This window comes from Pseudoalteromonas sp. McH1-7, from assembly GCF_013366255.1.
Classification (GTDB): Bacteria; Pseudomonadota; Gammaproteobacteria; order Enterobacterales; family Alteromonadaceae; genus Pseudoalteromonas; species Pseudoalteromonas peptidolytica.
The window spans coordinates 47,146-61,945 of sequence record NZ_JABWPQ010000019.1; the positions used below are offsets into that span (position 1 = coordinate 47,146).

A 14,800-nucleotide genomic window follows, 5' to 3' on the forward strand; every position below is an offset into this window, starting at 1 on the left:
GTACAACAGTTTTGAACAAAATGGCGAATGCTCAATAACGATTATTAAGCTGTTTAATTACTGATTTTCCCCGGTGTCTGGGGCGTCACAATCTATTTCAGTTAACATTAATACAGTCATATTGGTATTATGGCTGCTGTTTGGTGTTAATGCGGTATATTTGCGATAACGTTTGGCGCTTGTATCACCTTCGTTATACACATTAACTTTAATAGTAAGCTGTGGTGCTATTACGTCGGCTGATGTGTATGCCACCATATCCATGTCATGCTGATAGCGAAAACGCTTTGTATTCAGTCTATTAGGATAAAGGATAACGTATTTGGCACCAGCTAAGGTAAATGCGCCTGCGTTTGTTGCTTCTGAACTCGCTCGATATTCAACTCGAGTTTGCTGCTGCACTTCGTTTACCCAAGCATTTGAGTCTCGGGTGTTCAGCGTCGCATCTTCGGCGTATGTTGGCTTTAATACGTCTTTTTCTCGTACCGTAAATTTTTGAATAATGCCCGGTAGCGAGCTTAAAGATACAGGTTGCGTTCTACCTAAAGGTACCTGTCCATCCATGTCCATGGTGTAGATTTCACCATCTTGTGTGGTACCAAAATTATCATAAATGTATTTATTATAGATTCCGTATAAGCAAAAAATGGGGTTACGAGAGCCCAGCGGATCTGCATCTTGCAAGTTGTTGCCAGACTTTTGATCCACAGGCCTTTGTAGCACCATCCAACTTTGTGTTGGCGAGTCTCCAGCTGATTGGTCGTCTGATTCTACCCAGTACGCAAAAGAAAACCCTCTATCTGTGATGGATAGTCGGTATGACATTGGGTAAGCTCGAAGCATCCCCTCAAATTCGCGCACGTCAATAAAGTAGAGCGTTGATACGTTAAAGCCGTGGCTTGGCTGCGGCGGCTTTGTCGTCGCGTTAGCTGCCGATGATTTGTTTAGTGGGATCACATCACGGTAATTGTGCGGAACAGTGTGTGGTGATTCACCAACATGACCGCAAGTGTAGCCGCGCAAATTCGGAATGGCTTCCTCAAAGTCCTCACCCAGTTGTAGTGGCGTCGCCATTTGAATTTCACAAGTGTATTGTGTATCTGCGTATACCCTGATGCGATAAGGTTCTTCATCGTTGAGTGAATTTGTCGCAGTCGTTGACTCAAGTACAGCCATAATAGGCTGAGGATTATTTGGGTCGAACTCGATAGGGGTGCGGGTGATCCGTTTATAGCCGTTTTCGACCATCACTTGTAACCAGTTGCTGACAAGCTCACGGACATCAGTGAAGCCATCACGGGTAACGGTCGTGACGAAATGCTCTCCACCATTGGCCAAGCTCGCTGGTAAATTCGAAGTGTAAATATCACCATTTATTGTAAGTGGCATCGATAACTCTCCTGTTAGTAAGTGCCAGCGCTAGAGCCAGGCACAACGTCGGTCTGACCCACGTTGTCTTGTGTTGTGATAGCCGTGTTGTACCAGCGCATGAGAATGCGTACGCCGGTGTTATATTTGCCCGTGGAGCGCAACCCTTTGTATCGCTTTTTACTGCCATCATCGTACATGGACAACTCAGCAATACCGTCTTGAGAAATAATATCGGCTGAGCAGTAACTGATCATGTCCATCTCTTCAAGATACAAATAACGTTGGGTGTTGATCCCACTTGGTACGGATACGACATATTCGTAGTTTTCTGTGACAGAGATTTGTTCGTTAGGATTGATAAGTGCAACACTGTCTTGGGTGTTTTTGGTTGCATCTAAGTCCTCAGATGGACGGTGCACATCTGATTCTCGAACCACAAAATAACGTTTAATATTTTGAGTTTGGTTTTGAATACCATACAAACACGCTAGTGGGCAGTGTGAATCGGCTTGATTTACAAGTGGTGTGCCGCTTTCTTTGTCTACGAGGCGTTGGCAAACAAACCAGCTGTGGCGGTGGCCTTTTGCATCATATTGATCTGTCGCTTCTTCCCAAATAGCCAATGCAATACCATGCTCACTAACGGACAGGGCATATGACATTGGAATATTAGGCGTGCCTGCAATGTTTACCTGAGCTGTGTCAGGGTACTTAGTTTCAAATTCTGTTTTAATATTGTAAAGCGGGCGACGACAGAAAAAGCCTTTGTCTTCAATCTCTAGGCGCAGCTTATCATTTGGGTCACACCAAGCAACTTGCTTGTCTACAACGGGAACACGTTCGCCCAAGAAGCCCAAAGTGCCAACGACAATGGGTTCGTCACCTGTACCGCGGTTCGGTGGCGTATAGTCGTACATTTGCCAGTCTCCACTTGCAGGTTTGTACAACTGTAGTGGGGTAGAAATATTGATATGCAAGTTACCAACTTCAGGCGCATCGTTGTCGCGGTCTTCACGGCGATTGTTATGTGCTGGGGTGCATTGTTTGCCAACACCAGTATCGAAACGAATAATCCAAGGCTGAGGGATGATCTCAGTACCTTGTGCCTTAAAAGTTGGATCCGCGCCAGCTAAAGGATCGACAAACCCCGTCGCTTGTACAACAAATACGTCGCTATCAATTGACTCCGGATCACCCAAATCTGGGTTATCTGCGGGATATAAAAGTTCAAACGCATTCTGCGCTTCATCGGCAGCAGTTGGATGCTCATAATAATTCACTAAATCTCGGACTACGGCTGTGATCAGGCTTTTTAACGTCGTGTATCCACCACGCTCGACTGAATAAGGCGCAAACTCCGCTTTTTTGACAAAACCCATAAATTTCTCCGGATAGTCTGGGGCCAATGCAAACTGGTCTCATTAATGCCTACTTTGCCTCTGCAAAGTGCGGTTCTAACTATTGTACAATTTAAAACGCTTCGATCGTACAATAATTAAGGTGTTTCACTACTGTGTTTCACAAAATCTCAATATGTAGCGCATTATGTAATGCGAAACATAACGCTGACGCCGTTATTATCGGCTAATGTACTTACCATGGTGTGATAGTTCCTGCGCTCACCAAATACCTCAAGAGGTAGAGTGGCATTGGCGCTGACTAAATCCGTATTGGCAAAGCCAATCATATCGAATACACCATCATAGCTAAATCGTTCAGTAGAGAAATTATTAGGAAATTGAATAAAGTAATCCCTACTTTCTGAAATTTCTTTTAATTTCACTGTATGCATTGCGCTGTAACGATTGTATTGATCTGAAATCGCTGTTTGTGCAGGCGCGGGGACTGGAATGTCGCGCTCACGTACGAGCATCTGTTCAACGCTTGACTCATAGCGGTTGAATATACCGCTTAATGCAATCACCGGGTTATGCTCAGTTGGAATAGCAATGCCATTTTGCCATTCAACAGGCTTTTGTACGACTAGCCAAGATAGTTGACGGTTTAAACTGTTAACGACCGCATGCTCCCAAATTGCAAAAGCAAAGCCATGAGAATCGGCTGTGAAAAGCACAGAAAAAGGCCGTGAATACTTAGCATCACCTTTAAGTCCTTCCCTTTGATGCCAATAGCCAACAGCATAACTTGTGTCTTTTGTATTAAGGCTACCTAGGTTTCTATTATATAGAGAGCCGTCAGGGTCTAACTGCATGGGCGTCACAATATTCATGCGCAGCGCTATGTCGTTAATCAGCTCAAAGCGCACGACCCAAGGCTGGTCTTTTGCATTGGCATCAAGTGTGACACGCGGCATCAAGTTAAGTACGCGGCCATTTTCCATTTTTTTATAAGTGAAATACATACTTGTTGATTCTATCAAGAAATCAAGTACTTGTGCCAAGTCCACTAAGCCATGTTTAAACTGATGGTACATATATTTTACCAGCCCTTTATATCGCAATACGTTTCATGGTTTGTCATGCTGCTATCCTGTGGCCAATAACCAGTTGTAACTTTCATCATGCACCGAGCGAACATGCTCTTTTATCTCTGGTCCATTGATATAAATCAGAATAATGGTGCCGGTCGAATCTTGGGCGTGATTCAATACTGTTTTAAAGCGGCGACTTTGCTTCTCGTAAAAGACCTGAGAAAATTCAACGTTTTGTAAACTTCCAAATAAGCGAGCCTCACTGTAGGCAATCAGATCGAGGACATGTTTGTAGCGATAACGGCGCGTATTCAAATTGTGGGGAAAAAATACTTTTGCGGTATTATCATCAGTAAAATAGTTAACTTCAGCGTCTTGATGAGGCAAAATCGCATTGTCCATGTGCTTAAATCGCCAAGCCGGTTGGCTTTTAGTCGGTACGTACACGTCGGCCTCCCGTACTACAAACTTGTTTCTTACATGACCAAAACCATTTTTTATTTCATATGCTGCGAATACTGGCGACATTTCACTTACCAGCGGCTCGCCCGATTCTGGATCAACAGGGCGTTGTACACAAAGCCAACTAAACCAGCTTGCATTATTACTGTTTATTTGCGTTGCATCATCAAAAGTTTCTTCGTATGAAAAAAATACAAAGCCGCGCTCGGTTAACGTAAGTATATACCCCATTGGATACGCTGGAGCTGCTTTTCTCAGGTACGTTCTATCAACAAATGGGATCCCTGAGTTACCAATATCAGACCCGATGACACCAACATGATCCCAACCCACTAACCGTTCAAACTGACCCTGCACCTCTGTGAGCATTGCGGTGTCGGGAAGCTGCAACTTTGGCGCCACATATAATCTGGCTTCATTCCAACTAACTTTAAACATAACGCGCCAACTATACTGGTTGCCAGCCAGCATGGCGTTACCCTCAGGCAGTACTTCAAGTAAGCACGAGAACGGGGCGTCATCTTCAAGTAATTTGGGGTGAATGATTTGATCATTATCCAGCTGCTGTATCGAGACTGACTGAAATTTTCCAGACTCGACCATGTCAATCACCACATCTTTTAACATATTGACGTGTGATTTGTAGCCACTGCGGTTAAACGACATACCTGACATAGTTTACTCGTTATATAGGCTGCTTTGACAAGCTAACACATAGAGGTCCGCAAAATGGACGGGTAAAGCGCAAAGTTGTGTATTACATGTTTCACGTGTGGACATCATACAGGCCCCATAGTTCTCATTATTCACCGCTTGGTGTCGGTGTAGTCTCAGTTGTACAATAGAGTATACCAAGAGTCTTTGTCACTGAACAGCTTATCATCGCTGTTAAACACCTATTGCTGTTTTTATTGCAAAAGGTAATTGCTTCACCAAGCTGTCAGTTTTTATGTGTAAAGCTAACGACAGTCGCCTCTATTGCTTCTTTTAAATACGCTGTAATAGAGGTGTTTTTCTTTACTGACAATATATTTGCAACCTGTTCATATAAGGCATATTGGTCTGTATCAAATAAGTTCATGATTCTATTGTATAATGTGTCAATTAATTCGAACTCATGCTGCTTTAGTAAAGGCGCACAATCACTCAGCGCTTGCAACACGGATGTCCGAGCCACGTAATACGTACGGGTACCTTGTTTACCTCTGTTTGTGAGCTGATCCATCGTTAACTCGCCATTCTGGTATTCGTATTTTGTTGTATGTTCAGTGCGTAACGCCACAGCCACTGGTATGTTGAATAATGCAAAATGCCCAGATCTAAGCATTGTTTTAGCTCATACTGTAAGTTAATCAATGACGGCTCACCTAAAAAAGCGTGCAATACTGTTGAGGAGTCGATGATTGCGCCTGCTTTGTCTTTCGCTGGGGTCACAAAGCGACAGTCAATTCCATTTTGCTGATATTCACTAAATTTACCGCATGCACTCAGGCTTGATGTTAGCAATACCTTTTTCCCACTGGTGTTTGACTGAATGAGTTCAATGCAATCGCTATTGCTACTTTGTGCATCTGGCTGAACGAACTTTAAAGCTGGTACATAAACTTGAGAGGCGCACCATCGCTCGATCATTTCTTGGCTTTGAGCTTGTGTCCATAAATGCTTTGGGGAAGCGGTGCTATTATGGTGGCGTAAAATAATCAGCGTATTATCTGCTTGATGCCTAGCTAAATTTAATAAGTTAATGTGGCCCATAGTAAGGGGAACAGGTTCTAAGGGCACAATAGACCAATCATAATCATTATATGTCATAGTTCAGTGTCTCATACTTCCAGTCTCAAGTTGGCGATACAAAATTGCCTTAGTCAAAAACACGTTGATAGGTACAATTTTCAAGCATATTATCAAATTACCACAGAGAAACAAGGTCTTGGTATTTACGCTTACTCACCCAATCGCATGATGCCAGCGAGATTGCTCTTGTAGTCTACGCTTCGTGTTTTTTAGCATCAACCGTCCCTCATATACGAGTAACTTTCCGTCCATTGAGACGGGAAAGTCTTGCAATGTAAAGGCGCGCCTAGAGCGGCCAATGGCAAGTAAAGAGTAGCTTACTAGTAGGTCTAAAAATAAAACATCGTCATAGGAAATCGAAGGTAAATTGCATGTCGTTACTCGATTGTTTTCATCAAACATGATATCAGTAATGTCATGAAAATAGAGTGCTGTTACGTCGTATTTTCCTGCTGAACCGGCTATAAAAAGGGTTGGCTCTTGGTATTCCCAAACCGGAGGCTTATTGATGATTGAGCGGCCATAAACTAACTCTGCTATGGCGCTCTCATGGTCTAATGGAGTAACATTAGAAACCCAGTTTGGCCTGCCCAAAGGTGACGTAGTAAAGTCATATGTCTTGTCACAGTCAACGATAAGGCGTTTTGATTGCGGGCAATATTTGTTGTAAATACCCAAGGCACGCTTCACGATGAGGTGAAATTGATGCTTGTCAATTTGGGTCATTTCTAAGTCGCCCATAATGAATCCACCGGTTTCGATCATGACGTAGTCAATTAACTCTTCAAGATACATACCAAGTACTCCAATTGATTGTAAAGACACTATAATTGAAGCTCACTAATGAGTGAGTTTCTGACGCTGATGTTACACCCGCGCTTACTAAAGTGTGTTAGTGGCCGTTATCAAAAAGCCAAGGGGCTTAATATTTAACAGCGATGAAGTTGTAATTGTACAATACAAGTTGTAACAGGAAAATAAGAGAATTGGGTCAGCCAAACTCTGATATTGTACAATATTTATGTATTGATTAATTATTTCCGATTGCTAACTTGAAAAGTCGCTCTATGATATGTTCATCTGGGTAGGCATCTCCACATCTATCTGAGAATGCAAGTGCGATTTCCTGAATCAATATCAGCTGCTCGGTTTTTATCTCATTGTGAGAAAGCCCTAATTTGGACATCATTTGGTGCGTTACGACACTAAACTTCAAAATATCCACCGGTTTTCGTTCAACTTTTCTTCGCTCACCATATTCCCAATACAGTAGATCTACTTGTAAGATCTGAGCAAAATGCACTCTATCTTCAGCTTTTCGAGGCAAAACATCCTCTTTTAGCCACTTTGCAGCGGCTGAGAAGGAGATATCAGCAGCATCTCTAACCACAGAAGTTCTGCCGTGGCCGGGCTCTTTCCATCGTTTCTTATTCTTATCCAACATTTCATTGAGGCGGGCTGACGGTCCATTTGGGCTTTTTAACCCCAGATTTTGGTGATCTTTATAGTATAGTTCTGTCAACTTTAGTGGCTCCGAACGAAAAACATTGCTTAACACTTAAAGTGCAAAAAGCTGCTGCAATCATACAGCCGTTACAGTTGAAACGCCATAGAGTGCGTCGCTCTAATTCAGCTTTAAGTATGATTTTAATAATATTAAATCATTCATTAGTAAGGTTTTTTTTATTTCCGTTTTGCTGGTTTGAAAAATAACACCTTGAATTAATAGCACTTTAAATACATTTATCAAGATTTATAATTATATAAAACTGGATAATAGGCGTGGTAATTTATCTAAAATGTGAATTGCGTCAAATGCTTTTATTCGCCTACATTTGCTATATATCAACACAACTCTAACAAAAAGTGTGCTAAAACATGTTTTCAGATCGATAAGTGAAGAATTGTATATGACGCAACAGATTGAGCTTGAATCAATCACACTTTGAGTGTAATGTTTTATAGCGCGGGGAAATGTTAGTCGTTGTAATACTAGGCAATCTAAGGCGCCTATAAAGAAATGTACGTTTTATTAGGGAGTGAGTGTTGTATGACAATAAGGTACAGCAAGTCCAGCATAACTAATGGTCGAGGCAAGCGAACAAGCCTAAACAGTCTTCTAAAAGACACCCACGTTAGAGCATTTGAAACATTGGCTTTGAACACTGCTAATGGGTTACGCGATGCTCTGCCGTTAAAGGAGAGTGCCAAAGTAGCCTATTTACTTGTCACGAGTGCAGATACGCTAGGGATGAACATTGATGAGTTCAATTACAATGTGAGTGTGGCAATTGTTGGTGTAGCGAATGATGCAGGTATATTAACCTATAACAAATGGCTACCAGAAAATGAGATCCAGGCAAGCCTACTAGCGACAGTGTCTAACGTTGCATATCAAGCTTTTGAGTTTCCGTCTGATGAATTTTATATTGGTAACCCTGCTGTTGAGCAGGTATTTGACATTACACCAGTATTGGACAATTTGATTCTTAACTAAAACGGCTCTGCGTGTGTACTTAATGTACTCACAAGCAATGTGCGATTTTCAATATACTTGTAGTCACGCGTCTTGCGTTTAGTGATGCACTACATTTAGAATGTTGACTCGAGACTAACGACATTTAGCCCAATATCATTATATGACGAACTGTGCACTTAAAATGATAGGTCAAGGGCTATAAGAATTTTGTAATGAATGGTGGACTAAGATGGACGCAAAACACTTTAATGCGACTTTTGTTCGAGAAGACATTAATATAGCAGCACTGCTTAATACTACTTACCAAGGTGGACCTGCACTCATTGCTGCATATGAAGCCCTAAGTGATGAGGACAAAGCAAAAGTGTTGTGTAACGCAGCGATTAATGTCGGGGTTGGAATAGCCGGTATGGTACCGCCTGTTGAATATGAAAAGGAGTAATAGAAATCTAAATATACCTTAAGTGCGCTTTTATCAGAGCGACGTTCATATTGTTGATTGTAAGGTACGGGAAGTAAAACGCTTTGCTTAAAAGAGTGAATATGCTTGTTGGTTACCCTTATTCAATGAATGCTCAGACGCTACGACTACATTTTAATTCATATCGGCGTCTGTTAGGGTGTAATTTGTCGCAATGCCAGAGTAATATTCTAAGCTTAATAGGCAGTTTATTTAGCTGGCGTTGTTAATTATTTTATCTATTAGTGCTTTGATTTTAAATGACTTTATAACCTTGGGTGGCGCTTACCGTTATAACAAGTGAAGCACCGGCCATTTAGGAAAGTTAATTGCCAAGTTTAATGTTATCGTAGCGTAAGGTAATAGCAAAACAGCAGTTCTTTTTCTGATGTCGTCAAGTGTCAAGCGCCTGAGGTAATGACTTCTAGCAATGAGCATGAATGAGTTGTACAGTACGGTATGCTTTATATTGTACAATTTACCCTTGCTTTGATGTGTTAATTTGTTCTTGCAAAAAGCCATCAATCATTCTATTAAAATTGTATTCACCCAGTGCTTTTCTTAATCTAATTCTATCTTCCGTTAAACGCCCGCTCTCAATGAGTAAATTAATGGTGTAACGTGCTTTGAGTATGTCTTGAACATCATCACCAACATATACAACACAATATATATCATGTTGGACGTAATTGGTGGGGTAGGGGAGCTTATCACAATGAAGTACATTACCAATTCGGTGTGTATTTGGTTTTTGCGCTGATGTTAAGAAAAGTGGATCTGAATTAAACATGTAATGGGTCTCATGGAGAAGTTAAAAGCAACACAGTAAATTCGCTGTGAATTTGCATATTGTACAATGCGCACAGTATCCAATGGGTTGCTTACACTAAAGTTGCAACTAAAAAAAGGCGCTAATATTATACCAATTCGCCTTAATACTTGCTCAATTTGAAGGAATAAATCTGACGCTAATTGGTTAAACGTTGCTTATCTAGAACAAACTAAGTAGCACCGCCTTTTCCTTGTCTGCATCCATGCAGCTACCTTGGCGATAGTATGACGTGCTAGCGGTATTATCTGTTCGCCTCAAAATAACAAGCTTAATTAAGCAAATTGGTATAAAGAGTCCGGCTGAGCGAGATTTATCGATTACTAAACTTCAAGAAAAAACGCTCAAACGCAGCTTGTCCAACATAAACAATACGTGTTAAGCCTGTATCAACACCTTGGTCATCTTTGTCTTCAGTAATATAAAATACGCCCTCAGAGAAGCGCACGACACTGTCTATATGGTGTTCCCTCACATAGCATGGCGCTGTGATCATCTTAAATACGCGTTGTGCGTCGCTATCATTTAGATCAAGCGTGATATAAATACCTGGTGCCTGAACACCTTGATCATTGGCTGCATATAATAAATCCATGAGCTGCTTACGCATCGCATCAGCCGCAGGTTCAAGTGATTGCACAGTCGCAATAGCTGCTTGTTTCAATAACGCTTTATACGCTGAACCGATATCTTTAATATCACCTTCGCTGAGTTGCGCCAAAAGTGCATCTCTTTGTGCTGGTGTTAACTCAGCAATACGCTTAGCAGCATCCTCTAAGATTTCTTGATCTATACCGCCGCCGTCTAATATAACCGTATCGACAAAATGATCTAACCATGGGATTTGTATGTTTTGTGCTAATTTCAATGGCGCAGACACACCAACTGGAGAATCCGTTTTTGAAACAAAGCGTATTTGTATATCATACTCAACATAGCGTTGATAAATTGAACCAGGCAAATCTTCAATTGCGAACCTTTCACCGTTAGGGCCAAAAAACTCATCTCGTTCAACGATGTATTCACGTGGCCCTGTATTTGTTAATACGGAGTTTATTACTTCGAAGCGCACTGACAAGTTGTCTTTTCCAGCCATATTGACACTTTCAATGTCATAAATTAACCGGTATGGGTCACTAGGATTTGAAAAGGCAATGTCACTCAGTGTTGGGGCTGAATAGGCTGTCCCATGAGTAGTAAAAGCACCTTGAAGCCAACCTGTTTGCAATACTCCGTCAACAACAAGTTCTATACCATAGTAATAGTCAGTACCAGAGAGCAAACCATCGACAAATAAATCTTTGTATTGAAAACGGTCCTCAGCTTGATAAGTGACTTTATACGCTAGCTGAGTACCATTAAATTTGTATGGATTTAAGTTACCTTGCGCATATGTTTGATCGAATGAAACTGAGTTACCATCTAATTCATCTTTGGCTGCAACATAAATAGACAAGTAGGTATTCGGTAAACTGGCTTGGTCTTTTAACGCATCTCGCAACGAGATGTGATCTTGCGCGCCAACCAGTGCAATGGCGTGGCGCATTAGCCCATCGGCTGCCGCTTGTGTTTGTGCCGTCGTGACTACATTGTTAGTAGCGTTTAAAAACGACAATAGATCAAAAGTCATAGGAGATCACCTCTATAATAACTGGGCGTATAAACGCCCAGCAGATTGTAAAGCAGGTTATGAGAAAATAAGCTCAGCACGGTCACGATACACATCGCCACGCACTGACACTTGGAATTTTTTGTCTGAAATAACGCCACCTTCAACAATTGGGCCTAAGTAAAAAGCTTTACCAAGCCAAGTAAAGTAACGGGTTTCGATACCGTTGGTGAAACCCTGTTTGGTCACAAACATAAAGACATCATAGGTATCAAATTCGGTATCTCCGGTAGAACCGCTCAAGTCCAAAACTTCGCTGTAATCAGGGTCAATATCACTGTATAGAGCAATACGACGTAACTTCGTCCTTACTTCGTTAAAGGTATCTTTTGCACTTTCAAATTCTTCGACCGCCACATCACGAGTCAGGTCGTACATCTGCGATGCAACGAGTGAATATGCGCCACTATTTAACGCGGTACGCAGTGCTTTGCGGGCATCTTTATTGGCTGTTAGCTTAGTTGCTATCTTACTCACAAGCGCATCTTCAATTTGCTTGCCTTTGATGACCGTCGTGTCGACAAAACCAGCAAGCCAAGGAAGTTCAAAAGATTGAGCGTCTACTTTTACCGAAGCTGAAGCTGAGTTGGGCGCATTATCCACTTTCTCTATCGTTCTTAAGTGGACAGAGTAATTTACATAACTGCGCATGTTGTTTTCACCAACAGTAAACATAAAGGTTGGTTCACTGTCTGCTTGAAATTCAAATTCTCCAGAAAATACCACGCTTTGCTCATAAGGCACTTCTGGCATTGCACTCTTAGTGTCGTCAACTACTTCAAGTAAAAAGTGCGTGTTGTCCTCAGCTGAAACGTTACTGACTTTTACTTCGACACTTTTAGCCGTTTCTGTGATTGATAAAACGACATTTTCTGGCTCCGCTACATTCGAGCCCCCTAGTTGCATTTCAGAGCTTGGCGCTAATAGAAACTCTCCTTGCAGCTCGCCATTCAGTACAAGTTCAAATGCGCATTTAAAACGCGCATTTGCTGGCAAGCCGCCAATTGTAATAGGCTCGTACTTTTCACTCCCTTCTTGCGCTTGATGCAAATCTTTCAGAGCGACTTGCGCTGTATAATCTGCGGTATCGAGATCATCTTTTGTAAGCTCGCCGCTAGCATACGAGTGTTTCAAGTACACTTTTAGGTATGAGTTACGAATGTCCTCTTTGAGAGATATGTTATTTTCACTTGCGTATGCTTTAATTGCATCGAATAAGTAGTCGCCTGCAATATCTTGGTTCTCTAGTGTCAGTGAAAGACTATAGATACCATGGTTGTTAGGTTGCGACGTAAACGTCACTGTGTTTTGCAATACAGTAGTAATATCAAATGCCATGTTAGCATCTCCTATAGGTGCAGGATTGTAAGGCTCAATCTCACAGACTCATTTATGTACCAACAACGCGTTTGTTAGTTCAATATTCTCACAGTTGCAATTAAGGTAAAACCAACCTAACTGCATGCTTTAAGAGCGCACAATCCATCCTAAAAACGTCGGCTCACTGATGTGATGAAGTTGCCAGCATAATTAATGCAGCGACTCTTTGACTGTTTTCAAGCGTTGAGTTTGGCGCTTTTTTATATGCTAAGTGAGCAAATGCACTTTTGGTTTCTGCTTGTAAAAACCAGCAGGCATTACCCAACTCAGTTTCGACGATCAAAGCTAGTCTGTGATGATATTCACATAAATAACACGCCTCTTGGTGTGCATAGGTGAATGCTATCAGCAAATCATTTTTTTCTCGGCTTTGCTCTTCGAACGATTGTTTCAGTTTTACATGCCTATTGAGTAATTCAATACGCTGACTTTCACTTGCGGTTAACGCTTGCTCGTAGCTTGCCAGAGGCAGTGTACCCAGAATGTCATGTAAAACACTGTAGTCTCTTGATCTTGGAGACCAGTTTAGTCCGAGCTTATCCAGCGCCGTAGACAAAGCGTCCTTTGCTAGTCGAACTTCCTCTGCTAACAGCTCATTGGTAAAGCGCAGACGTTGCTGCTCTTTAACTATATCATCTCGGTTTGTACCGAGCTCGTTTTGGTGAGATATGTGTTTTTGTGTCATCTTGCGCTTCCTTTTCGTTGAGCTAAATAAACATCTCAACGTTCTCAAACGCAAAGTAGAACCTTACCTTCTACCTATCTCACACATGTAACCACGGCTAACTGGTTACCGAAGTGATGGCAAGCTGTCTTAAACGATATTGTTCAATCACTTTAGCTCTCGCTTCGCTCCAAGGTGCACAACAACCTTTACCAAATTGCATCGCAGACCCATCATTTTTATTATTGTACAATGAGTAGAGGTTACAGCGATAGAGATTTACGCCCTCTTGTAGCGTTTCATCTAAAATTAGGTGGGTACATTGATTGGTTTCGGTGTTCATTTCACCTCTACCACACAGGTTCGTTCGGCAACACGCCCCACTTCTGACACATTTGAAATGATAAACAGGTTCACCCTCGTGATCTGAAACTACCAACAACTGCTCTTGTTCCATCCTTTTTAGCTCTGTATCACTTGGTCGCCAGAACTCAGGGTCAATGGTCACAATCCCTTGATCACGACTATTCACAGGTGGCTACTTTGTGATCGTCATGGGCAATCGTTGCAACACTTTCTCGATTAATCAGCATGGGCTCTTTATTATGCGAGGAAAGTAGCACACTACCTTTATCAAACCGACGGACTTTGCCATTAAGACAGATACCATTGACTAAATACACACGCACTTTCGCCCCTTTTAAAAGGAACTGTATTAAGTGCTCTCCCCACAGGTCAAAAGGCTCACCATTGGGAAACACCAACTCTTTATTAGACATCGACTTAACTCCAGTTTACTGATTACTACTAGTGCCACTTCGCTTTATATTTGCGACACAAAAATGAACTTGTTCACGCTGACAAACGTCAATTACGTATGTTTCTCGTTCTTACAAATTTATCAAAGCCTCTAAATCCAAACGAGGCTCCTACAGCTAGGCCGAACATATAGCGGTAAAATTCGGGGGTCTGCTCTAATTGAATAAAGCCTTGATGAGCGTATGGCGCAAGTTGTGGAATAAAACACATAATAAAAGGAACACTTAACAAAACAGTAAACCATTCATCTTTCCAACTGGTGGCCGCACCATTAGCCATCGCTTCTTCCCAACTTATTACGCGCTGCGCTTTAGCGTGTGCAGCTTGTTTAACAATATCCTGTTTGCCTTTAAATATTTCGAAAATCCAACCGCCTGCGGCTGTAAGAGCTTGAAACCACATGTTTTTATCCTTATTTAACTAAGTTAACACATCATACTTT

17 protein-coding genes are annotated in these 14,800 nt (G+C 41.7%); 2 read left to right on the forward strand and 15 right to left on the reverse strand.

Features of this window, described 5'->3' with window-relative positions; genetic code table 11:
• Nucleotides 1-57: 57 nt before the first annotated feature.
• From HUZ36_RS14090 to HUZ36_RS14125, 8 genes are all read right to left on the reverse strand, one after another.
• Nucleotides 58-1,389: a hypothetical protein gene (locus HUZ36_RS14090; protein WP_125251899.1), complete on the reverse strand. Its 1,332-nt coding sequence runs from the start codon at nucleotides 1,387-1,389 to the stop codon at nucleotides 58-60.
• Between the two features lie 14 nt (nucleotides 1,390-1,403).
• Entirely contained in the window at nucleotides 1,404-2,750 is a 1,347-nt protein-coding gene (locus tag HUZ36_RS14095) for a hypothetical protein (protein WP_125251900.1), read from the reverse strand.
• Between the two features lie 164 nt (nucleotides 2,751-2,914).
• Nucleotides 2,915-3,805 carry a hypothetical protein gene (locus tag HUZ36_RS14100; protein ID WP_125251901.1) on the reverse strand — a complete coding sequence of 297 codons (891 nt, stop codon included), beginning with the start codon at nucleotides 3,803-3,805 and terminating at the stop codon, nucleotides 2,915-2,917.
• Between the two features lie 51 nt (nucleotides 3,806-3,856).
• Nucleotides 3,857-4,939: a hypothetical protein gene (locus HUZ36_RS14105; RefSeq protein WP_125251902.1), complete on the reverse strand. Its 1,083-nt coding sequence runs from the start codon at nucleotides 4,937-4,939 to the stop codon at nucleotides 3,857-3,859.
• 265 nt (nucleotides 4,940-5,204) lie between these two features.
• Nucleotides 5,205-5,489, reverse strand: a complete 285-nt coding sequence (locus tag HUZ36_RS14110; RefSeq protein ID WP_176033184.1) for a hypothetical protein — start codon at nucleotides 5,487-5,489, stop codon at nucleotides 5,205-5,207.
• 2 nt (nucleotides 5,490-5,491) lie between these two features.
• Nucleotides 5,492-6,076: a hypothetical protein gene (locus tag HUZ36_RS14115; RefSeq protein ID WP_147388877.1), complete on the reverse strand. Its 585-nt coding sequence runs from the start codon at nucleotides 6,074-6,076 to the stop codon at nucleotides 5,492-5,494.
• Between the two features lie 135 nt (nucleotides 6,077-6,211).
• Nucleotides 6,212-6,883, reverse strand: a complete 672-nt coding sequence (locus tag HUZ36_RS14120; protein ID WP_128730737.1) for a hypothetical protein — start codon at nucleotides 6,881-6,883, stop codon at nucleotides 6,212-6,214.
• Between the two features lie 205 nt (nucleotides 6,884-7,088).
• Nucleotides 7,089-7,580, reverse strand: coding sequence for a hypothetical protein (locus tag HUZ36_RS14125; protein WP_128730736.1), 492 nt, complete (start codon nucleotides 7,578-7,580; stop codon nucleotides 7,089-7,091).
• Nucleotides 7,581-8,108: 528 nt separating this feature from the next.
• Between HUZ36_RS14125 and HUZ36_RS14130 the strand changes: the two genes are divergently transcribed.
• Together HUZ36_RS14130 and HUZ36_RS14135 are read left to right on the forward strand one after the other, a co-directional pair.
• Entirely contained in the window at nucleotides 8,109-8,555 is a 447-nt protein-coding gene (locus tag HUZ36_RS14130; RefSeq protein WP_128730735.1) for a hypothetical protein, read from the forward strand.
• A 211-nt stretch (nucleotides 8,556-8,766) separates the two neighbouring features.
• Entirely contained in the window at nucleotides 8,767-8,979 is a 213-nt protein-coding gene (locus HUZ36_RS14135) for a hypothetical protein (RefSeq protein ID WP_125251908.1), read from the forward strand.
• 496 nt (nucleotides 8,980-9,475) lie between these two features.
• Here the strand turns inward: HUZ36_RS14135 and HUZ36_RS14140 are convergent, their stop codons facing one another.
• From HUZ36_RS14140 to HUZ36_RS14170, 7 genes are all read right to left on the reverse strand, one after another.
• Entirely contained in the window at nucleotides 9,476-9,787 is a 312-nt protein-coding gene (locus tag HUZ36_RS14140; RefSeq protein WP_128730734.1) for a hypothetical protein, read from the reverse strand.
• 352 nt (nucleotides 9,788-10,139) lie between these two features.
• The gene (locus tag HUZ36_RS14145; protein WP_147388878.1) at nucleotides 10,140-11,456 is read right to left on the reverse strand and encodes a hypothetical protein; all 1,317 of its coding nucleotides are present in this window, start codon (nucleotides 11,454-11,456) and stop codon (nucleotides 10,140-10,142) included.
• A 57-nt stretch (nucleotides 11,457-11,513) separates the two neighbouring features.
• Complete coding sequence (locus tag HUZ36_RS14150) at nucleotides 11,514-12,833, reverse strand: hypothetical protein (protein ID WP_176033185.1); 1,320 nt, start codon at nucleotides 12,831-12,833, stop codon at nucleotides 11,514-11,516.
• 163 nt (nucleotides 12,834-12,996) lie between these two features.
• Nucleotides 12,997-13,560, reverse strand: a complete 564-nt coding sequence (locus HUZ36_RS14155; RefSeq protein WP_125251912.1) for a hypothetical protein — start codon at nucleotides 13,558-13,560, stop codon at nucleotides 12,997-12,999.
• A gap of 97 nt (nucleotides 13,561-13,657) precedes the next feature.
• Nucleotides 13,658-14,071, reverse strand: a complete 414-nt coding sequence (locus tag HUZ36_RS14160; RefSeq protein ID WP_128730731.1) for a hypothetical protein — start codon at nucleotides 14,069-14,071, stop codon at nucleotides 13,658-13,660.
• Nucleotides 14,064-14,318, reverse strand: a complete 255-nt coding sequence (locus tag HUZ36_RS14165; RefSeq protein ID WP_125251914.1) for an RNA chaperone Hfq — start codon at nucleotides 14,316-14,318, stop codon at nucleotides 14,064-14,066. Before HUZ36_RS14165 ends, HUZ36_RS14160 begins: the two co-directional genes overlap by 8 nt.
• A gap of 88 nt (nucleotides 14,319-14,406) precedes the next feature.
• Nucleotides 14,407-14,760: a hypothetical protein gene (locus HUZ36_RS14170; protein ID WP_125251915.1), complete on the reverse strand. Its 354-nt coding sequence runs from the start codon at nucleotides 14,758-14,760 to the stop codon at nucleotides 14,407-14,409.
• Nucleotides 14,761-14,800: the final 40 nt, after the last annotated feature.